This window comes from Bacteroides graminisolvens DSM 19988 = JCM 15093 (genome assembly GCF_000428125.1).
Lineage (GTDB): Bacteria > Bacteroidota > Bacteroidia > Bacteroidales > Bacteroidaceae > Bacteroides > Bacteroides graminisolvens.
Window position 1 is genome coordinate 1 of record NZ_ATZI01000015.1, and the last position, 20,249, is coordinate 20,249.

A 20,249-nucleotide genomic window follows, 5' to 3' on the forward strand; every position below is an offset into this window, starting at 1 on the left:
AGTAAAAAAATGAACTAAGATGTAAATATTACATTTTTATGGTAGGTTTTGACCCAAGTTTGCTTCGAGTTTATTATTCATATCGTTCTTTAAGTGTAAGCGATCGGTTAACTCCGTCTATTAGTATTAATTGCTCCTTCCTATCTTTGTGATCAAAACGAAGATTATGGTATATTGGACATTAGATTATTTCAAGGTTCTCTACACTGAATACACCTCCTTGGGTGTTAGTGTTCGAGATTTCTGCAGAGAACGCGGCATAAAAGAGAACCGGTTTTATTATTGGGTTAAAATGTTTAAAAGTCACACGGTGTCAACTTTGCAAACTCCAAGAGATTTTATTCCCATCAGTTCAGATTCTGTTAGTCGCCTCACTCAGGGCTCCATTGAATTCAAAAAAGATAATACAATATCGCCCCAAGTGGAGGACATAAAGATAACATACCCTAACGGTGTGGTATTGCAGTTGGTTGGTGGATACGATTTAGAGCTGCTTAAACGACTCATCACCTTAAATACCTAAGCTTATGTTTAGTCTTACAGCCTCAGATAGGTTTTATCTTTATCCTTATCCTACCGATATGCGCAAGAGCTTCTATACCCTTAGTGGTATTGTTACCAATCAGATGGGAATGGATGTTCAGGATGGGGATGCATTTGTCTTCATCAACAAGCTTTGTACCGCCATGAAGATACTTCACATGGAGTATGGCGGCTTAGTCATTTATCACATGAAGCTATCCGGTGGGCAGTTCGCTCTGCCTGCAATAGATTTTCAAGAAGGTAAAACGGTATCGCATGAAACCCTTTGGAGTGATTTGGTTTTAATGGTTCAAGGTATAGATGCCCAGAAAACCAGGTATCGGAAAAGGTGGATTCCTGAAAAGAAAAATACAGTTTGAAAATCAATAGAATAATAGAAAATAGTCGTCAAACTGCGCGGTCATCTCACCTGTTATTTGTATCTTTATATCGTTGAAACAAACCGATTATGCCCCAGAATCTGATTGATAAAGATGAACTTATACGCCAATTAATGGCTGATCGTGACCGACTGTTTCGGGAGAACAGCCGGCTGCGTACAGCCACCAACATAGCTCCAGAAGAAATGCAGCAGGTTCATAATGATCAATTGGCGGCGAAGGACACCTTAATCAATAAGAAAGAAGCGTTACTCCGCCAGAAAGAGGTGCGTATTGCTCAGTTGGAAAAACAGGTGGACTATCTCAAGCGTCAACTATATGGAGGAAAAGCGGAGCGTTACATCAATCCTGATCCTCAGGCACGACAGTTAGAGCTTTTTGAGGGCGTTGACCTATTGCCCGGAGAAAAGGAAGCGGCTACCAAAGCCGAGAAAGAAATAATATCTGAGAAAGAGGCCAGAGCTAAGCGTATGGAGAAAGCCAAAAAGAGTGCCGTGCGCAAATCGCTACCTGAAAACTTAGAGCGCAAGATTGAACATCTGTATCCCGAAGGTTACAATCCCCAAGACTGGGATCTGCTAGATGAGCAAGAACCACTTTACACGGAAGTTTTAATAAAAGAGCCCACTAAGTTTTATGTGCTTCGTACCTATCGCCATAAAGCTATCCGTAAGTCAGATCATCTGATCGTTACAGCGGATTGTCCTGTCAAACCAATCGCAAAAAGTTATGCTTCATCATCCTTACTTGCTGACCTGATGGTAGATAAGTACGTTGACCACATTCCATTCTACCGGCAACATAAACAGTTTGAGCGTTTAGGTATGAAAATCCCGGAGCCTACTATTCTGGGGTGGTTCCAACAGGTAAGTGACCTACTGATGCCCTTGCACTTCCGATTATGGGAGTTAATGAAGAAGACCAATTATTTACAGTGTGACGAAACCACACTTCCTGTTGTGCGGAATGATAAACACAAGACAGTAAAAGGATACATCTGGCTTGTGCGGGATCCTATGTCCGGACGTGAGTATTTCTATTGGGACAAAGGTTCCAGAAGTGGAGAGGTAGTGCTAAAACTCTTTAACGGATATCAGGGTGCTCTCCAGACCGATGGCTATGAGCGCTACGAATTGCTGGATGGGAAGAAAGGGATTATTCTATTATCTTGCTGGGCACATGCCAGAAGAAAATTCTCTGATGCAATTAAGAATGATAGAGAACGGGCGGAAAGTGCTCTGGAGCAAATCCAGTTACTATATGAGGTAGAGCGGCAGATTAAAGATCAGGCTCTCTGCTTTGAAGAAGCGGCTAAACTAAGAGTGCGTTTGGCTTATCCCATCATGGTTCGGTTTGAAAAATGGCTGGTTGCCGAACATGCCAAAGTTATTAAAGGAAGCCCCATTGAAAAGGCGATCTTATACACCTATAATCGCTTCAATAAGTTATCTCGCTATCATCTGGATGGCAGATACAATATTGACAACAATGGAATAGAAAATGCAGCGAGGCCCGTTGCCGTGGGAAGAAAAAATTATTTATTCTGTCAGAATGATACCGCAGAAAGCACAGCTATCATTTATAGTTTTATGGGATGCTGCAAAGCTGCCAAAGTGAACTTCCGAACATGGATGATTTACTTCTTAGACCATGTGCATGATTACGACCAGGATTATACTAGAGATATAGCGGAATTGCTTCCTGATAACTTGAAAGACGCAGGAGTACTGTGAAATCTAAAGGAACTACCAAATCATTGAGATAAACTACATCATTGAAATCATTGAGATCAAACTATGACATCTTAAAGGAAAATCCGTCCTTGCAATACGGAGTTGACCGATTGCTTACTGTCAATCGGTACGGCAAAACGACACGCTGATGTATATGTATTCTGCCTTCTCAAAAATAAGGACCAAGAGAATATAGATCCAATGAAACTAGAACAATGGTCTTTCTTTGTGTTGCCTACCTATAAAATTGATGGATATACGAGAAGTCAAAGCTCTATTACCTTAAATTCTCTATCGAAGCTGGTTAATGAAATTCAGCACTCAGAATTGAGAGAAGAAATAAATAGAGCATATTTAGAGCAAATAAAATCCCTATCAAAGAATACAATTAAGCCATAATAGACAAATACCTCTGCAAAGCTACTATCTCTGCTTCAACAACCAATTGCTGAAAGTCTTCTGTGAGATGCTCTGTATGTGACTTCTCCAACGCCTTGTAATAGCCTACTTTTGCATCGTTACTACCTTTCAGTGTTATAATAACATAGCCATTTCGAAGAAGGTATAAGTTCATCAATAAACGAGAAGTGCGGCCATTGCCATCTATAAACGGGTGGATTCGTACCAGCTCATCATGCAGATAAGCAGCTACAAGAACGGGATGTACCTTCTCTACTTCCATCTGCTTAAACCGGATCATAAAATCTTCCATTTGTTTCTCTATTAGATACGGTTGCGGTGGCATATATGTACTACCAGAAATCATAACGGGAACAGTACGATACCTGCCGGCATTCTCCCGATCTATCCCATGGAGAATAAGGGAATGTATCTCTTTAATGGTGCGTTCGTTTATCTCTATATCTCGTTTAGCAATATCCTTAATGTAGTTGATAGCTTCGGTATGATTGATTGCTTCCAGATGTTCGCGCATAGACTTTCCTGAAATTGTAACCCCTTCGTTTACAACAAGAGCTGTTTCTTGCAAGGTAAGAGTATTGCCTTCTATACGATTACTTTCGTACGTATATTCAATATCCAAAGCATCCTGAATCTTCCTCAGCGCTTCTCCGGGCAATGGACGCAAAGTTGATAGCTGCTCTTTGAGCACATCTACTTCTATCAGCAACTTCTTTATATTTTCATTCATAGTCATTCTATTTCTTTAATTCGCTCAATCTGCCTATCAAGAAAATAATCAGCATAACTGCTATAATCTTCTGTTTCGTAAAAAGCAATCAGCGCTTTTCTATATTTAAGGATAGCAGCATCTTTTGCTGAATAAACGGGAATAATACCTGCATTCATCAAAACCACGCTCTCAATCATTCTGGCAGTACGTTTGTTGCCATCAATAAAGGGCTGCAAACGAGCAAGATTACAATGCAAAAACACGGCTCGTTCTAACGGATTAGCATACTCTTCTTGTTGAAACAGTATTTCGTTCAATTTACTTTTTATCTCTTGCTGATTCTTGGGGGGAGTATAAAGAGTGCCACTAATACGAACAGCACGTGTTCTTAACGAGCCCGACTCTTCATTAGAAACCAAACCGGTAGAAATAGATTGATGTATACGAAAAAGAGTTGCCTCGTTTATGATTTCTTGATTTTGGAATTTATGAATATATTCCAATTCAGAAGTAAAAGTGTTGTAGAGGTTTTTAAGCATCTTGGCATCTTCATATCTTTTTTCAGAAGTGATGCCGTCTTTCAATAATGCTTCTGTTTCAACATAAGTATAGGTGTTTCCTTCTATTTTTCCTGAATAATAGCACCACAGCACTGCCAAGTCCTTTATCTCAGCGGAATAAAGTTCTGATAACTTTGCTAAAGGACTTTCCAATATAAAGATAGCCTTTTTACGCTGTTCATCGTTGAATACTGGTCCCATACAGCATAAAATTTAGAGTTTTCCATGTTACTTCTCAAAGGCAATTTAAGTCCTTTAAAAAGAAAAAGCTTCAAAACCATCTATTACAGGTAGTTTTGAAGCTTTTTGTGAGGTTCCTGGCGGATTCGAACCGCCGTAGACGGTTTTGCAGACCGCTACCTAGCCACTCGGTCAAGGAACCGTTTTTCTCTATTGCGGTGCAAAGGTAGCACTTTTTATGAAACTACCAAACTATCCGCAGCAATTTTTCTTTGGAGGTGCCTGGTTTTCCTTGCACTCCTTCTTCTTCTTATCCATCAAATCTCTTAATTCACAACCACTTGCGCAATTATCACAAGGATTATTGCTGCTTTGCGAGCGACGAAAAAAAAGATAGATGCGCCGGGATACCTCTGCAAAACAGAGGCCCACTAGCAGTATAACGATCACATATTGCCAATTCATAATAGTAAACTTCCTACTTGATAAACAACAAAAGCCACTCCCCACGCCAATCCCGTGGTATAAAAGGCCGCAAACAAAGCCCACTTCCAACTTCCGGATTCTTGTTTAATGGCTACCAGTGTAGCAATGCAAGGGAAGTAAAGCAGCACAAAAAGCATATAGCAATAAGCTACTAAGGGGGTAATAGGAATGCGTTCGCCCAGACTAACACCGTCGGCATCGGCATCATTGGTATAAAGCACTCCCAGAGTACTGACTACCAACTCTTTTGCTCCCATACCCGAGAACAGACCGATACTTAGTTTCCAGTCGAAACCCAAGGGCTCTAAAACCGGTTCAACCACTTTCCCTATCTGACCGATATAGGAATTTTCTTGTTGTTCGGCCTGCGTATCGTAGTTTTCATGACTGGGGTAATAACCCAGAAACCATATAATAATAGAAGCTATCATAATGATGCCTCCCATTTTCTTGAGGTATTGCTCTCCTTTACTCCATGTATGGCGCATAATGGCTTTCAACGTAGGCATGCGGTAAGGCGGAAGTTCCATCACAAAGGGGGTATCATTTCCTTTAACCAAAAAACGGCTGAAGATTCGGGCAATTAACACTGCCAGGAAGATACCCACCAAGTAAATACTGAAAAGTACCAAACCGGCAGAGTGAGGAAAGAAAGCGCCTACCAACACCAAGTATATGGGCAGACGTGCACTACACGACATCAACGGATTGACCAACATCGTGATAATGCGGCTTTTCCGGTTCTCAATGGTTCGCGTTGCCATCACTGCCGGCACGTTACAGCCAAATCCCATCAGCAAAGGAATAAATGACTTGCCGTGAAGTCCCATCTTGTGCATAATCTTATCCATAATAAATGCAGCACGAGCCATGTAGCCGGAATCTTCCATCAACGAAATACAGAAATACAGAATCAGAATGTTGGGCAGAAATACGATAACACCTCCTACTCCGCCTATGATGCCGTCAATTAACATGTCTTTCAGAGGTCCTTCACCCATGTTGTTTTGTATGAGCGTGCCCAACGATGCAACCATCCATTCAATAGCCATCATCGGATATTCGCCCAGCACAAAAGTGCTTTCGAACATGAGATACATAAATAGCAAAAACAACGGATACCCCCACACGCGATGCGTTACAATGGAATCGAGTACTTTGGTGAATTGCTGTTGTTCCTGATGGCTATCCGTAAAGGTTTCTTTTAAGGCACCACTGATGAAGCCATATTTGGCATCCATAATTGCCGATTCGCTATCTTCATTGAGCGTTGCATTAATCTGTCGTGCAGCCTTGTCTCGCTTACGAATTATTTCGCCTGCGTTGGGTAGTGTTTGAATGACTTTTTCTATTTCGCGATCGTTTTCCAACAATTTAATGGAGAGAAAACGGGTTGAGTATTTGTGACGGATCGATTCGTTCTTCGAGACTTCCTCCTTTACATAAGCAATCGCTTTCTCCAAATCGGCTCCGTGATTGATGTGAATATGCCTGAACACATTTTGATGAGGCTTTTCTTGCTTCACATAGTCTTCCATGTGTTCTTCATGGTTGTTCTCGTCAACATGGGCCCGATGCCAATCTTGTAATTCCTTGGCTACCTCGGGATTTATATTTCCTTTCTTATCAAGAAAATCAGCTCCTTCATACAAGTTGATAATGATATGGAAAAGGCGGTCTATGCCCTTTTGTTTCTTACAAACCGTTGGCACCATAGGCACACCAAAAAGTTTGCTCAGCAAATGATGGTCGAGTTTGTTGCCGCTTGCTTCCAGTTCATCATACATATTAAGCGCAATGACCATGCGCACATTCATATCAATGAGTTGTGTGGTAAGGTAGAGGTTTCTCTCTAGATTCGACGCATCGACCACATTGATGATAACGTCAGGGGTTTCATCAATAATGTGGCGTCTCACATATAGCTCTTCGGGAGTATAGGCTGAGAGTGAATAAGTTCCGGGTAAATCGACTATTTTAAAATGATAGCCTTCAAAATCAAAATAACCTTCTTTGGCATCAACCGTCACACCGCTATAGTTCCCCACATGTTCATGGGCACCGGATGCCAAATTAAACAGAGATGTTTTGCCGCAGTTAGGGTTACCCACCAAAGCTACGTTGATGGTACGGCGTTTACCCAAGGCTAATTTCTTGAGTTTCTCTTCAGAGCGAAAGGTATCTTCGGAAATCGTGCCTAACAATTGGTCACGTTGAAAGCCTCTGCAGTCAAATCGAAACGGATTATCACGCCTGAAACTTGCATGTTGGTGGTAATGAAACCTGGGCGCAAGGGGATGAAGAGCATTTACACAATGCATTCTTCTTCGTCTGTGCCTGCGTTCAAGCCGCAAGCCGCGTGCTTCTTCCTCTGTGAGTACCTCAACCATCTCGGCTTCTTGCCTGCGCAAAGAAACTTCGTAGCCCAGAACTTTATATTTTATAGGATCTTTCAAAGGGGCATTCAGCATGACTTCCACGGTTTTTCCTTTGATAAAGCCCATCTCGATGATACGCTTGCGAAAACCGCCGTGCCCTAATACCTTAATGATAACTCCTTTTTCTCCTGTTTTGAGTTCGGATAAACGCATACCTAATTCCTTCAAAAACTTAATGTGGGCAAAGATAGAGCATAAGTTGCTTTGAAACAAATTATTTAGATTGTTTTTAAATAGCATTGAAGCAATCTTTATCAATTCAAAAGAATTATATTTGCACTATGTTAATGAAAAAGGTTAAGGAGTTCATCGAGAAAGAAGATTTGTTTTCTAAACAGGACAAAATTCTCGTTGCACTGAGCGGTGGTGCCGACTCGGTAGCGTTAACCCGTATATTGATCACATTAGGCTATCATTGTGAAGCTGCTCATTGTAATTTTGAACTGAGAGGTGAGGAATCTGACAGAGACGAGGATTTCGTACGCAACTTTTGCCGGTCACTGAATATCAAGTGTCATTCCATTCACTTCGAGACACGCCGGTATGCTGCTCAACAAAGTATTTCCATTGAGATGGCTGCCCGGGAATTGCGGTATAATTGGTTTTCCAAAATCTGCGAGGAATCTGATTGCCAAGTGGCTGCCGTCGCTCATCACAAGGATGATAGCGTTGAGACCATGTTGCTCAATTTGATTCGTGGCACGGGCATCAATGGTTTATTGGGCATCCGACCGAAAAATGGAAACGTAGTTCGTCCCTTACTTTGCGCTTCACGTCAGGAGGTGGTGGCATATCTGCACCGCATGAATCAGACTTATGTTACCGACAGCACGAATCTGGAGGATGAATACACGCGTAACAAAATCCGTTTGAATCTCCTGCCTTTAATGGAAGAGATTAACCCTTCGGTGAAAGACGGATTAGTCAAAACAGCCTCTTACCTGAACGATATTTCAAAGGTTTACCAACAGGCCATCAAAGAAAGCATAGACCGTATCTTTATAACTCCCGAAAAAGAAATCAGCATTGAGAAATTAATGAATGAGCCTGCTCCTCAGGCTTTACTATTCGAAGTATTGTCTCCGCTGGGGTTCAACTCTACGCAGGTTGAGGAGGTATACGGATCACTGAACGGACAGCCGGGTAAACGGTTTATAAGTAGTCAGTGGCAGGTAGTGAAAGACAGAGATCTTCTTTTAATTGAAAAAGTGAAAACGGCCAACGATAAACCACAGATTACTTTTGAAGAAGTTCTTCTAACCAAAGAATTCGTCATACCCAAGGATAAAAACACAGCCTGCTTTGACGCCAATAAATTCAAAGGGGTTATTTCCATCAGGAAATGGGAGAAAGGCGATTATTTCATTCCTTTTGGTATGAAGGGGAAAAAACTAGTTAGCGACTTCATGACTGACAGTAAGTTCTCATTGCTCAAAAAGGAGCAGCAGTGGGTATTATCTTGCAATGATCAAATAGCTTGGCTTATCGGTGAAAGAACCGACAATCGCTTCCGTATTGATGATTCCACCCAAAAAGTAATAATAGCCAAACTAGGGAAACAAGAGTAATTTTATCGGTTTGCCAATAAAATAGGCTTAAAAAAGGGCTTAAAACTCTCCTCTTATTTAAAAATTATTGTTTTTGCAAATAAAAAATAGCATTTATTTATTTGTTTCAAAATAAATCATTACCTTTGCCCCGTTGAAATTCTCTGTGAACTCCGAATCAGGGAAACGAAAACACAAATCCCAATTCAATAGTAATTATCCCGAATTCATAAAATAATGCTTGTGCCACATCGCTTTTGACCGATAGTCATAGCCATGTTATGCACTCTAAGCGAAAGAAATAATAAAAAAATTACCTATACGTATGTATAACATCATTCAACTTAACGACAAAAATTTGTCGGAATTGCAGTCTATTGCCCAAGAATTAGGCCTCAAAAAAACTGATTCTTTAAAAAAAGAAGAACTGGTTTACAAGATTTTAGATGAGCAAGCCATAGCTGGAGCAACTAAAAAAGTTGCAGCCGACAAAATAAAAGAGGAGCGCAAAGATGACAAAAAGAAGCGCTCACGGGTCAGTGTAAAAAAGGAAACAGCTGACAAAGTTTTCTCTGCCTCCAAAAATGGGGAAATTACTCGTCCAGAAGCAGCCAACACTACTTCAAAAACAGTTAAAACACCCACGCAACCTGCTACACCTGCTGCACCCGCTACTCCACAAACAGCCACTCCGGCAACCGCTTCCTCAACTGCAACAGCCAAACCCGCTGCTTCAACAGAAAAAGCAACTAAAACAACTGCAAACGCTGAAGCGTCAAAATCACGCAAGAATTCTCGTAACACCCCTGCCAAGAAAGAAAGTAATGAAGTCATTACCGCTCCTGTAGAGGCAAAAAAAGCAGTTACACCAACTGAGCCAATAGCTCAACCAATTAAAAAAGTAGTTCCTGCTCCTGCCAAGAAAGAAACGCCCGATCTTTTCGAAGTTGAAGATGATTTCATTCCTATTGAAGAACTTCCTTCTGAAAGATTTGAATTACCAACCGAGCTATTAGGCAAATTTGAAGCTACTAAAGTAGAATCAACAAAGCCTGAAGCTATATCTTCGCAGGATCGCAAACCGAATAAGCAACAACCCAAGGTTGTGCGTCCGGTTAATCAGCCGAATAATCAGGGAGGCAATAGTCCCGCAAACAATGCGCAGGCAAGCAACAACAATCAGCAACGTCCGCAACCACAAAGAGCTCCTCAAAGCGAAAATGCACCGATGCCGGAAAGGAAAGCTCCGGAAAAAGCTTATGAGTTTGATGATATTCTGACGGGAATTGGTGTTCTTGAAATCATGCAAGATGGTTATGGATTCCTTCGTTCATCTGACTACAATTACCTCTCTTCTCCGGATGACATTTATGTATCGCAGTCTCAAATCAAACTTTTCGGTTTGAAAACGGGAGATGTTGTAGAGGGAGTTATACGTCCGCCCAAAGAAGGTGAAAAGTATTTCCCGCTGGTAAAGGTTTCTAAGATCAACGGACGTGATGCCAACTTTGTACGTGATCGCGTTCCTTTTGAACACCTCACTCCTTTATTCCCTGATGTGAAGTTCAAATTATGCAAAGGTGGATATTCGGACTCTTTGTCTGCTCGTGTAGTTGATTTGTTTGCTCCGATAGGAAAAGGTCAACGTGGACTAATCGTTGCTCAGCCTAAAACGGGTAAAACGCTTCTATTAAAAGACATAGCCAACGCTATAGCAGCCAACCATCCGGAAGTTTATATGATCATGCTACTCATTGATGAACGCCCTGAAGAGGTTACCGACATGGCGCGTAGCGTTAACGCTGAGGTCATTGCTTCTACATTTGACGAGCCTGCAGAACGTCACGTAAAAATTGCAGGTATTGTACTTGAAAAAGCCAAAAGAATGGTGGAATGTGGTCACGACGTAGTCATCTTCCTGGATTCAATCACTCGTTTGGCACGTGCTTACAACACGGTTTCGCCTGCATCGGGCAAAGTATTGTCTGGTGGTGTGGATGCCAACGCATTGCATAAGCCTAAAAGATTCTTCGGAGCTGCCCGTAACATTGAAAACGGAGGTTCACTCACCATTTTGGCTACCGCATTGATTGATACCGGCTCTAAAATGGACGAAGTTATCTTTGAAGAATTCAAAGGAACCGGTAACATGGAATTGCAATTGGATCGTAACTTATCTAACAAACGCATCTTCCCTGCTGTTAATATCGTAGCATCGAGCACCCGACGTGATGACTTGCTACTCGATAAACAAACACTTGACCGCATGTGGATTCTGCGCAAATACCTGTCGGATATGAACCCGATTGAGGCTATGGATTTTGTAAAAGACCGCTTGGAAAAGACAAGAGATAACGATGAGTTTTTGATGAGCATGAATAGCTAATCCGAAACGAATCAGTAACAAGAGAGCGGAACAAGATACCATGTTTCGCTCTTTTTTTTCAGTAAAACAGACTTTGAGCTTACAAAAGAGAACAACCGATTTTATGTATACCAACAAACAAATTTGGAACGTAAGTTTTCCAATTGTATTAAGCCTGCTGGCACAAAACATTATCAATGTAACGGACACAGCTTTCCTTGGAAGGGTAAGCGAAGTGGCTCTGGGAGGATCGGCTATGGGCGGATTGTTTTATATCTGCATCTTCACCGTAGCTTTCGGATTCAGTACGGGTTCTCAAATAATGATTGCCCGTCGCAACGGCGAACAACGATATAGCGAAGTGGGGCCTGTCATGATTCAGGGAGTCATCTTCCTTTTGGCGGCAGCCTTATTCATGTTTCTGTTTACACGTGTATTCGGAGAGGATATCATGCATTTTATTGTGTCATCGGATACAATCTTTGATGCGACAATGGATTATCTGTATTGGCGTGTATTCGGTTTCTTCTTTTCATTTATCAATGTGATGTTCCGTGCATTCTATATCGGAGTAACCAAAACGAAGGTGCTTACTATCAATGCTATTGTTATGGCTCTTACGAATGTGGTTTTAGACTATGCATTGATATTCGGAAACTTCGGATTCCCAGAAATGGGCATAGCGGGTGCAGCTATCGCATCGGTCATAGCCGAGGCCTCATCTATAGTATTCTTCCTGATTTACACCTATGTGACTGTTGATTTTAAGAAATACGGTTTGAACCAGTTTCGTACTTTCAATTTAAAATTGCTCACACAAATATTGAATATATCATGCTTTACCATGCTTCAATATTTCCTCTCTATGGCTACGTGGTTTGCATTCTTTGCCGCTGTAGAACGTTTAGGACAAAGAGATTTGGCCATAGCCAACATTGTGCGAAGTATCTATATTGTAATGATGATACCGGTCAGCTCGTTGGCAACAACAGCCAACAGTTTAGTCAGTAACACCATCGGGTCGGGTAAATTGCCTCAGGTGATGCCTTTGATTGGTAAAATTAGCCGAATGTCATTCCTTATCATGCTGGTATCCGTGGGCATTATCGTATTGTTCAAAGAGCAGGTTCTGGCTATTTACACAAACGAGGTGCAGTTAATTAATGAATCGGGTGCTTCTGTTTTAGTTATTGGAATAGCCATGTTAGTGGCTTCAGTGTCAAATATTCTATTCAGCAGTATATCGGGCACAGGGAATACACGCTCTGCTCTTATGCTCGAAACAATAACACTGGTCATTTACATCGGTTATGTTTTCATAGTTGCTATTGCATGGCAGGCTCCGGTTGAGATTTGTTTCACAACAGAAATTTTATACTATGTATTACTGCTTGTAGGTAGTTATATTTATCTGAAAAAAGCAAAATGGCAAAATAAAAAGATATAAATAAATGGATATTTTGTACATTTGCACCCTTAAGTACCCAAATAAAGATAATTAATAATTTGATTTAGATATATGTTCGATAATTTAAGCGAAAGACTTGAGAGGTCGTTTAAGATTCTGAAAGGTGAGGGAAAAATCACCGAAATTAATGTTGCAGAAACGCTGAAAGATGTTCGTAAAGCATTGCTAGATGCCGATGTTAACTACAAGGTTGCTAAGAATTTCACCGATACCGTTAAGGAAAAAGCGCTCGGACAAAACGTATTGACTGCTGTAAAGCCTAGTCAGTTGATGGTTAAAATCGTTCACGACGAATTAGCGAAGTTAATGGGAGGTGAAACGGCAGAAATAAACCTGAAAGGACAGCCTGCTGTTATTCTGATGTCCGGATTGCAAGGTTCGGGTAAGACTACCTTTACCGGTAAGCTGGCACGCATGCTCAAAACCAAAAAGGGGAAAAATCCATTGGTTGTAGCTTGTGACGTTTATCGTCCTGCAGCTATCGAACAGTTACGTGTATTGGCTGAGCAGGTAGGCGTACCCATGTATTGCGAACTCGACAGCAAAGACCCCGTATCCATTGCACAAAATGCAATTAAAGAGGCCAAAGCCAAAGGTTATGACCTGGTAATTGTAGATACAGCCGGCCGATTGGCAATTGACGAACAGATGATGAACGAGATTAGTGCTATCAAAGAAGCAATTAATCCGCAAGAAATTCTTTTCGTTGTTGACTCTATGACTGGTCAGGATGCGGTTAACACAGCCAAAGAATTCAATGAACGATTGAATTTTGACGGCGTGGTATTAACCAAACTCGATGGTGACACACGTGGTGGTGCGGCTCTATCAATCCGTACCGTAGTTGACAAACCCATCAAGTTTGTAGGTACGGGTGAAAAGTTGGATGCACTTGATCAATTCCACCCCGAACGTATGGCAGATCGTATTCTGGGTATGGGTGACATTGTTTCACTTGTTGAACGCGCCCAAGAACAATACGATGAAGAAGAAGCCAAACGTTTACACAAAAAGATTGCAAAAAATCAGTTCGACTTCAACGACTTCCTGACACAAATTGCACAGATCAAAAAAATGGGTAACCTGAAAGAGTTGGCTTCCATGATTCCGGGTGTAGGAAAAGCAATCAAAGATATTGATATTGACGATAATGCCTTCAAAAGCATTGAAGCCATTATCTATTCAATGACTCCCCAAGAACGTTCTAACCCGGCACTTCTCAACGGTTCAAGACGTACCAGAATTGCCAAGGGAAGCGGAACAAACATTCAAGATGTAAACCGCCTTTTGAAACAGTTTGAGGAGACCCGGAAAATGATGAAAATGATTACAGGAGGAAACAAAACGATACCTAAATTAAAACGATAATAGACTATATATAACAATGGCAGACTACACATTAATTGATGGAAAAGCTATTTCGGAACAAGTAAAACAAGAGATAGCAGCAGAAGTAACTGAAATGGTGGCAAACGGTGGCAAGCGCCCCCACTTGGCAGCTATTTTGGTTGGACATGACGGTGGTAGCGAGACTTACGTTGCAGCAAAAGTAAAAGCATGTGAGGCATGCGGATTCAAATCTTCGCTCATTCGTTATGAAAGCGATGTAACTGAAGAAGAGCTTTTGGAAAAGGTACGTGAGCTGAATGCAGATAATGATGTTGACGGTTTTATTGTGCAACTTCCTCTGCCCGATCACATTTCAGAACAGAAGGTTATTGAAACCATTGATTACAGAAAAGATGTTGACGGTTTTCACCCCATCAATGTGGGCAGAATGTCAATCGGACTACCTTGCTACGTTTCGGCTACTCCCAACGGAATTATCGAACTGTTGAAAAGATATCAGATTGAAACTTCCGGAAAAAAATGTGTCGTACTTGGACGAAGCAACATTGTGGGCAAACCAATGGCTGCTCTAATGATGCAGAAAGGTTATCCGGGTGATGCAACTGTTACTGTATGCCATAGCCGTTCACGCGACTTAGTTAAAGAATGCCAGGAAGCGGATATTATTATCGCTGCGTTGGGTCAACCTAACTTTGTAACAGCTGATATGGTAAAAGAAGGAGCTGTGATTATTGACGTTGGAACAACACGGGTGCCCTCTGACAAAACAAAGTCAGGATTCAAGCTGACGGGTGACGTGAGGTTTGATGAAGTTGCACCCAAATGCGCTTTTATAACTCCTGTTCCGGGTGGTGTGGGTCCCATGACCATTGTATCGCTCATGAAGAATACATTGTTGGCCGGTAAAAAGGCTATCTATAAATAAAATGGAAAGCAGCATTCTTTTCGTAGAAGAAGGAGTGCTGCTTTTTAATTTTTGCATATCAAACTAGCATTTTAGACCTTAATAAATCTTTCTTTTATGATAAAAACACCCTCTTTCCCTTTATTCATCTTGTTGCTACTTTGTTCTTGTAGCAGTAACTCCCAAGAGACAAAAGACAAAGTAACCTTATTATTCGTAGGCGATCTGATGCAACATCAGGGACAAATTGATGCAGCGCGAACTCCTCAGGGCTACGATTATTCAGCTTGTTTCAAATTAGTGAAAGACGAAATTGACAGTGCAGACATTGCCATTGGTAATCTTGAAGTAACACTGGGAGGCAAACCCTACAAAGGTTATCCGCAGTTCAGTGCTCCGGATGAATTTCTTTATGCCATACGGGATGCCGGTTTTGATGTATTACTGACCGCCAACAATCATTGTCTGGACAGGGGACAAAAAGGATTGGAAAGAACCATTGCCAAACTTGATTCGCTGGGTATTCCGTACGCCGGGACATATCAAAACAATCAAATTAAAAATGTACGTTACCCTCTGATTCTCGAGAAAAAAGGCATACGCATTGCTTTGCTGAATTATACTTATGGAACCAATGGATTTAAAACAACAGGTTCAAATGTCGTGAATTACATTGATAAAGCAGCTATTAGTCGTGACATCGAATTAGCACGCGCCCAAAAGGTGGACGTGATTATTGCTTGCATGCATTGGGGTGAAGAGTACAAACAAATTCCCAGCAGTGCACAAAAGGAAATGGCAATGTGGCTAATCAAGCAAGGTGTAAACCACGTAATCGGGTCACATCCACACGTTGTTCAACCTATTGTAGTACAAACTGACAGCCTCAGCCAACAGAAAAACGTAATTGCTTATTCGTTGGGAAATTACATTTCTAATATGTCGGCTCCCAACACCGACGGTGGACTTATGTTGAAACTGGAATTAACCAAAGACAGCATTACTTATTTAAGCAATAGTGCGTATAGTCTTATTTGGGTAGGACGCCCTATTCTTACCCGTGAAAAAAATCACAAACTAATTCCGGTAAGAAACATTCCTCCAACCTTGCCCATGGAAGCACGTAATCGCCTGATTATCTTTACGAAAAGCACCGAAAAGCTTTTCAACAAGCACAATCATGGAATAAGCGAATATAATTTTTAGCTAAAATATCTATTTAAATATTTGCAGAATAAAAGATAATACGTATCTTTGCACCGCATTAGAAAAGCGACATGGTGGATGTAGCTCAGCTGGTTAGAGTGTCGGATTGTGGTTCCGAAGGTCGCGGGTTCGAACCCCGTCTTCCACCCCCATAAGAATACAAAGGATTGCTTGTTAAACAGGCAATCCTTTTTTTATTGGTATATAAAGTTGGATTAGAATCTACTAATAAAATTCCAATCCAAATTCATTCTTCAAATCAAGTAAAGCACTATTTTTCTGCACCATCATTTGAAAGCGTTCTACCTTACCAAAAGCTTTCACATTCTCATTACCCTCGCTCACACGAACACTCATTGTTATGGCATTATTATTCAATTGAGTTCTAATATAAGCAAGTATCTGAGGAATAAAATCAGTAAAGTTTTTACTAGTCAACTCATTATCTACTACAATTTCACAAGAAGTTTCGCCCGTTTTCACAACCTTGATGTTTTGCATACGCATGGCAAAAGCCTTGTGTTCAAGTGGTAACTGAGCAGCATAAGCCCTCCAGTAATAATTTACATTCTCCTCATCAAAAGGCATATTCTGCACGGTAGCCGATAATTCGATATCATGAGAGGAATTAGTATCATCCTTATCCGAGTCACTATCACTCTGCATTTTCTTGATAGACAGTCCGATTGAGGAACCTTTCATGAAAGGAACTTTGCTTTCTGTGCGTTGACTAGCCTTAGTCAGCACATCCGATAAAGATTGACTCTCACGCACAGAAGCTGATACAGCCTGATTGGGAGCAGTCTCCCCAACAACAGGAGACGAAACCTGAGTCGCAACTGGCTGCTGCACAGAAGACTTTGGCGCCACAACCGACGCATTCGCACCTGATTGAGCAGGCTGAGCAGGTGTTCCTGACGAACTAAAAACGGGTTTTATGACTTGCTTAGGGCTACGCCCATGAGCGTCGTCATCTGATTCACCGGATGTTATTTGAGCAATTTGAATAAGAGCAAGCTCAACCAATAAGCGTTTATTCTTACTGATTCGGTAATTCAAATCACAATCGTTACATAATTTCATCGCCTTATAAAGGAATGGCAACGGACACACTTGCGCCTGATCCTGATATCGCTTACGAATACTGGAACCAACTTCAAGCAAGGCAACCGTAGCAACATCCTTACAAACCATCAAATCTCTCAGATGTGATGCTAATCCGTTTATAAAATGATTACCATCAAACCCATTATTCAACACATCATTGAATAATAAAAGCGCATCGGTTATGTTATTTTGCAAGAAAGAATCTGTCAGCTTAAAATAATACTCATAATCCAGCACATTTAGGTTCTCGATGGTACTTTTATAAGTAATACTTCCACCGGTAAAACTTACAACCTGATCAAAGATAGATAAAGCATCGCGCATTCCTCCATCAGCCTTTAAGGCAATAACATTCAACGCTTCAGGTTCAAAATGAACCCCTTCTTGTCGGGCCACATATGAAAGGTGTTCAACCGTATCTTCAACAGTGATTCGATTGAAATCATAAATTTGACAACGTGACAAGATGGTAGGCAGAATCTTATGTTTTTCAGTAGTAGCTAAAATAAAGATGGCATGATGAGGAGGTTCTTCCAATGTTTTCAAGAAAGCATTGAAAGCTGATGCCGAAAGCATGTGAACCTCATCTATAATATATACTTTATATTTACCAATTTGTGGAGGGATACGAACCTGCTCCACTAACTGCCTGATATCATCAACCGAATTATTGGAAGCCGCATCCAGTTCATGAATATTATAAGATCTTTGTTCGTTAAATGCAACGCATGATTCACACTCATTACAGGCTTCTCCTTCAGGAGTGAGATGCAAACAGTTTATTGTTTTAGCAAAAATACGTGCACAAGTAGTTTTTCCCACTCCACGAGGTCCACAAAACAAGTAAGCATGGGCTAACTTTTGTGTTGCAATAGCATTTTTTAATGTTGTGGTAAGTGCTTTTTGGCCTACTACAGATTCAAAGGTAGCAGGACGGTATTTACGAGCTGAAACAATATAATTATCCATAACCAGGGATTCTCTATTTTCTATTTTTGCAAATATACATAAAAAAAAGACTGTAACAGTAGGTTTTAAGATAGAAGTTTTATCTTTGCATAATCAATTATCAATTCGAATTCGTAGAGATACCATGAGCAGATTATTATTAATTTGGGGATTCATCAGAAGACATAAATACCTGATAGCAACGCTGGTCTTTGCTATTATTATTGGCTTTTTAGATGAAAACAGCATGGTAAGGCGTGTAGGTTATGCCAGAGAAATAAATCGTTTGCACGAAGAAATAGAGCAATATCGTAAAGAGTATGAGGAAAGTACTCAGCGACTGAATGAACTCACTACTAATCCTGAAGCAATTGAGCGTATTGCCCGTGAACGGTATTTTATGAAAAAGCCCAACGAGGACATTTACGTATTCGAAGAAGAAAACAAAACAGAAAAAGAATGAAAAAGATAGTTCAAGGGCTCATGATGGTAGGTGGAATTATGACATTGGCCGGAGCAGCCTTTTATATCACCGGTTGGTTCCTATCTCCTTATATTTATATTATTGGTGCAGGCCTGTTTGCTATAGCCCAAATAAATACCCCCTATCAAGGAACGAATAAAATAATAAAGCGTCTTCGTTTACAGCAAATTTTGGGAGCTTTGATGCTAATCATGTCCGGCATCTTCATGTTCACAACCCGCGGAAACGAGTGGATTGCTTGTTTATGTATTGCAGCTGTACTGGAATTATACACTTCCTTTCGCATACCACAAGAAGAAGCCAAAGAACAATAACATTCTTTACTGGTTTCTTAACTTCCGATAAATAAACATACTCATATTTCAAACCAACCCATCGTATCCCCATGACTCGTCGCGGGGAAAACTCTCATCATTTCGTTGGTCGAAATAATATAGCCCGAAATAAAAGAAGTATTTGCCGAATCAAAAAGGCAGCAAAACAATAAATGTCTTGCTGCCTTATTACCTAAATAATATAGGAAATACTATTTCTTAGCTGCAGAAGCAGGAGTATATCTTGCATTCAATCCTTCAACAATCTCTTTAGTAATGTTGAATGCACTATCAGCATAAAGCAAGTTATCAAATCCTGTGTTGCTTATAATCATGCTATAGCCTTTCGTTTTATTATATTCCTTCAGGAAAGCATTGATTGAATCACGAAGTTGCAAACTGTTTTTTTGATTTTCAGCAGCCAACTCATTGGTCAACCTATTCTGCAACTCTTGCAGATCTTGCTGTTTCTTTGTAAGGCGAGCGTGCTCTTGTTCAGCTCTTTCACGACTTACAAAAGCATTGTTTTGTAATTTACGTTGGAACTCCTGAGCCTCTCCATCAAGTTCTCTGGCTTTTTGATTCAATGTGGCACGGATATTCTCTTCCTTTTTCATCATTGCCTCATTCAAATCATTCCAGAAATTATATTGAGTTAATAATGTATCAATTTCAACATAGGCAATTTTCATATTCGTAGTAGCCACAGCTCCACCAGAAGCTGCCCCTCCAGTTTTGTCTTCAGTTTTACCCGCACACTGAGCAAATAAAAACATCACTGCAACAGCCGCAACTCCGTTAATGAGGTAGTTTGTTCTCTTCATAACTTGTAATATTGTTGTTTTTAATTAATTAATTCATACTATCGTTTAAGGTTCGCTCTACATCACTAAAAGAAAAGCGGGGTTTACTTTGTGCCTCACGATCTTGAGATTGTGCACAGCTAATTCCTTTATTTCTTAAAGCTTTGTTTCCGCTAACGTGGCCGTTTGGAAACTTACCACCTTTCACAAAAAAAACATTGATGCCTAATAAAATAAGGCATATTGCAACTATTAACAGAGTAATCAGTATTGTATTGAGCATTTCTATTAATTTTGTGGG

Annotated in this window: 18 protein-coding genes and 2 tRNA genes; 12 read left to right on the plus strand and 8 right to left on the minus strand. The window is 40.7% G+C overall.

Annotated features, from left to right (window positions below):
- Positions 1-166: 166 nt before the first annotated feature.
- The 3 genes from tnpA to tnpC all read left to right on the plus strand — a co-directional run bounded on the left by tnpA (position 167) and on the right by tnpC (position 2,656).
- Positions 167-523: an IS66 family insertion sequence element accessory protein TnpA gene (gene tnpA / locus C511_RS0110160; RefSeq protein ID WP_024997181.1), complete on the plus strand. Its 357-nt coding sequence runs from the start codon at positions 167-169 to the stop codon at positions 521-523.
- 4 nt (positions 524-527) lie between these two features.
- Positions 528-902, plus strand: a complete 375-nt coding sequence (tnpB, locus tag C511_RS0110165) for an IS66 family insertion sequence element accessory protein TnpB (protein ID WP_024997180.1) — start codon at positions 528-530, stop codon at positions 900-902.
- Positions 903-991: 89 nt separating this feature from the next.
- Complete coding sequence (gene tnpC / locus C511_RS0110170; RefSeq protein ID WP_024997179.1) at positions 992-2,656, plus strand: IS66 family transposase; 1,665 nt, start codon at positions 992-994, stop codon at positions 2,654-2,656.
- 388 nt (positions 2,657-3,044) lie between these two features.
- On the opposite strand, the gene C511_RS0110180 is transcribed toward tnpC, so the two are convergent.
- The 5 genes from C511_RS0110180 to feoB all read right to left on the minus strand — a co-directional run bounded on the left by C511_RS0110180 (position 3,045) and on the right by feoB (position 7,605).
- Positions 3,045-3,806, minus strand: coding sequence for a Fic family protein (locus C511_RS0110180; protein ID WP_024997177.1), 762 nt, complete (start codon positions 3,804-3,806; stop codon positions 3,045-3,047).
- A 2-nt stretch (positions 3,807-3,808) separates the two neighbouring features.
- The gene (locus C511_RS0110185; protein WP_024997176.1) at positions 3,809-4,549 is read right to left on the minus strand and encodes a Fic family protein; all 741 of its coding nucleotides are present in this window, start codon (positions 4,547-4,549) and stop codon (positions 3,809-3,811) included.
- Between the two features lie 110 nt (positions 4,550-4,659).
- Positions 4,660-4,730 (minus strand) — tRNA-Cys (locus tag C511_RS0110190).
- A gap of 50 nt (positions 4,731-4,780) precedes the next feature.
- On the minus strand, positions 4,781-4,993 hold the full coding sequence (locus tag C511_RS18345; RefSeq protein WP_034783357.1) for a hypothetical protein: 213 nt from the start codon (positions 4,991-4,993) through the stop codon (positions 4,781-4,783).
- Complete coding sequence (gene feoB / locus C511_RS0110200; protein ID WP_024997174.1) at positions 4,990-7,605, minus strand: ferrous iron transport protein B; 2,616 nt, start codon at positions 7,603-7,605, stop codon at positions 4,990-4,992. Before feoB ends, C511_RS18345 begins: the two co-directional genes overlap by 4 nt.
- A 128-nt stretch (positions 7,606-7,733) precedes the next feature.
- Between feoB and tilS the strand changes: the two genes are divergently transcribed.
- The 7 genes from tilS to C511_RS0110235 all read left to right on the plus strand — a co-directional run bounded on the left by tilS (position 7,734) and on the right by C511_RS0110235 (position 16,444).
- Positions 7,734-9,020 (plus strand): tRNA lysidine(34) synthetase TilS, encoded by a 1,287-nt coding sequence (gene tilS / locus C511_RS0110205; RefSeq protein ID WP_024997173.1) that lies wholly within the window; start codon positions 7,734-7,736, stop codon positions 9,018-9,020.
- A 304-nt stretch (positions 9,021-9,324) separates the two neighbouring features.
- Positions 9,325-11,385, plus strand: a complete 2,061-nt coding sequence (rho, locus tag C511_RS0110210; RefSeq protein WP_024997172.1) for a transcription termination factor Rho — start codon at positions 9,325-9,327, stop codon at positions 11,383-11,385.
- A gap of 103 nt (positions 11,386-11,488) precedes the next feature.
- Positions 11,489-12,811 carry an MATE family efflux transporter gene (locus C511_RS0110215; protein ID WP_024997171.1) on the plus strand — a complete coding sequence of 441 codons (1,323 nt, stop codon included), beginning with the start codon at positions 11,489-11,491 and terminating at the stop codon, positions 12,809-12,811.
- Between the two features lie 72 nt (positions 12,812-12,883).
- Positions 12,884-14,200 (plus strand): signal recognition particle protein, encoded by a 1,317-nt coding sequence (gene ffh, locus C511_RS0110220; protein WP_024997170.1) that lies wholly within the window; start codon positions 12,884-12,886, stop codon positions 14,198-14,200.
- A 16-nt stretch (positions 14,201-14,216) separates the two neighbouring features.
- Positions 14,217-15,107, plus strand: a complete 891-nt coding sequence (gene folD / locus C511_RS0110225) for a bifunctional methylenetetrahydrofolate dehydrogenase/methenyltetrahydrofolate cyclohydrolase FolD (RefSeq protein ID WP_024997169.1) — start codon at positions 14,217-14,219, stop codon at positions 15,105-15,107.
- Between the two features lie 96 nt (positions 15,108-15,203).
- Positions 15,204-16,292 carry a CapA family protein gene (locus tag C511_RS0110230; RefSeq protein WP_081698300.1) on the plus strand — a complete coding sequence of 363 codons (1,089 nt, stop codon included), beginning with the start codon at positions 15,204-15,206 and terminating at the stop codon, positions 16,290-16,292.
- A 73-nt stretch (positions 16,293-16,365) separates the two neighbouring features.
- A tRNA-His gene (locus tag C511_RS0110235) sits at positions 16,366-16,444 on the plus strand.
- Between the two features lie 73 nt (positions 16,445-16,517).
- Here C511_RS0110235 and C511_RS0110240 read toward each other — a convergent pair.
- Positions 16,518-18,368, minus strand: a complete 1,851-nt coding sequence (locus tag C511_RS0110240) for a DNA polymerase III subunit gamma/tau (protein WP_024997167.1) — start codon at positions 18,366-18,368, stop codon at positions 16,518-16,520.
- A gap of 124 nt (positions 18,369-18,492) precedes the next feature.
- Here C511_RS0110240 and C511_RS0110245 point away from each other — a divergent pair, with 124 nt between their 5' ends.
- Positions 18,493-18,810 carry an FtsB family cell division protein gene (locus C511_RS0110245; RefSeq protein ID WP_024997166.1) on the plus strand — a complete coding sequence of 106 codons (318 nt, stop codon included), beginning with the start codon at positions 18,493-18,495 and terminating at the stop codon, positions 18,808-18,810.
- Positions 18,807-19,145 (plus strand): hypothetical protein, encoded by a 339-nt coding sequence (locus tag C511_RS0110250; protein ID WP_024997165.1) that lies wholly within the window; start codon positions 18,807-18,809, stop codon positions 19,143-19,145. Before C511_RS0110245 ends, C511_RS0110250 begins: the two co-directional genes overlap by 4 nt.
- A 212-nt stretch (positions 19,146-19,357) precedes the next feature.
- Here C511_RS0110250 and C511_RS0110255 read toward each other — a convergent pair whose 3' ends face one another.
- Both C511_RS0110255 and C511_RS0110260 read right to left on the minus strand, forming a co-directional pair.
- Entirely contained in the window at positions 19,358-19,969 is a 612-nt protein-coding gene (locus tag C511_RS0110255; RefSeq protein WP_024997164.1) for an OmpH family outer membrane protein, read from the minus strand.
- A gap of 28 nt (positions 19,970-19,997) precedes the next feature.
- A complete protein-coding gene (locus tag C511_RS0110260) occupies positions 19,998-20,231 on the minus strand; it encodes a hypothetical protein (RefSeq protein WP_024997163.1) in 234 nt (77 codons plus the stop codon).
- Between the last annotated feature and the right edge of the window lie 18 nt (positions 20,232-20,249).

What these genes read in the sequence shown, in the direction of transcription:
- C511_RS18345 (WP_034783357.1), bottom strand. Translation starts at nt 4,993, where the DNA reads ATGAATTGGCAATATGTGATCGTTATACTGCTAGTGGGCCTCTGTTTT.
- tnpB (WP_024997180.1), top strand. Translation starts at nt 528, where the DNA reads ATGTTTAGTCTTACAGCCTCAGATAGGTTTTATCTTTATCCTTATCCT.
- C511_RS0110230 (WP_081698300.1), top strand. Translation starts at nt 15,204, where the DNA reads ATGATAAAAACACCCTCTTTCCCTTTATTCATCTTGTTGCTACTTTGT.
- ffh (WP_024997170.1), top strand. Translation starts at nt 12,884, where the DNA reads ATGTTCGATAATTTAAGCGAAAGACTTGAGAGGTCGTTTAAGATTCTG.
- C511_RS0110240 (WP_024997167.1), bottom strand. Translation starts at nt 18,368, where the DNA reads ATGGATAATTATATTGTTTCAGCTCGTAAATACCGTCCTGCTACCTTT.
- tilS (WP_024997173.1), top strand. Translation starts at nt 7,734, where the DNA reads ATGTTAATGAAAAAGGTTAAGGAGTTCATCGAGAAAGAAGATTTGTTT.
- rho (WP_024997172.1), top strand. Translation starts at nt 9,325, where the DNA reads ATGTATAACATCATTCAACTTAACGACAAAAATTTGTCGGAATTGCAG.
- C511_RS0110185 (WP_024997176.1), bottom strand. Translation starts at nt 4,549, where the DNA reads ATGGGACCAGTATTCAACGATGAACAGCGTAAAAAGGCTATCTTTATA.
- tnpC (WP_024997179.1), top strand. Translation starts at nt 992, where the DNA reads ATGCCCCAGAATCTGATTGATAAAGATGAACTTATACGCCAATTAATG.
- C511_RS0110180 (WP_024997177.1), bottom strand. Translation starts at nt 3,806, where the DNA reads ATGAATGAAAATATAAAGAAGTTGCTGATAGAAGTAGATGTGCTCAAA.
- C511_RS0110245 (WP_024997166.1), top strand. Translation starts at nt 18,493, where the DNA reads ATGAGCAGATTATTATTAATTTGGGGATTCATCAGAAGACATAAATAC.
- tnpA (WP_024997181.1), top strand. Translation starts at nt 167, where the DNA reads ATGGTATATTGGACATTAGATTATTTCAAGGTTCTCTACACTGAATAC.
- C511_RS0110260 (WP_024997163.1), bottom strand. Translation starts at nt 20,231, where the DNA reads ATGCTCAATACAATACTGATTACTCTGTTAATAGTTGCAATATGCCTT.
- C511_RS0110215 (WP_024997171.1), top strand. Translation starts at nt 11,489, where the DNA reads ATGTATACCAACAAACAAATTTGGAACGTAAGTTTTCCAATTGTATTA.
- feoB (WP_024997174.1), bottom strand. Translation starts at nt 7,605, where the DNA reads ATGCGTTTATCCGAACTCAAAACAGGAGAAAAAGGAGTTATCATTAAG.
- C511_RS0110255 (WP_024997164.1), bottom strand. Translation starts at nt 19,969, where the DNA reads ATGAAGAGAACAAACTACCTCATTAACGGAGTTGCGGCTGTTGCAGTG.
- C511_RS0110250 (WP_024997165.1), top strand. Translation starts at nt 18,807, where the DNA reads ATGAAAAAGATAGTTCAAGGGCTCATGATGGTAGGTGGAATTATGACA.
- folD (WP_024997169.1), top strand. Translation starts at nt 14,217, where the DNA reads ATGGCAGACTACACATTAATTGATGGAAAAGCTATTTCGGAACAAGTA.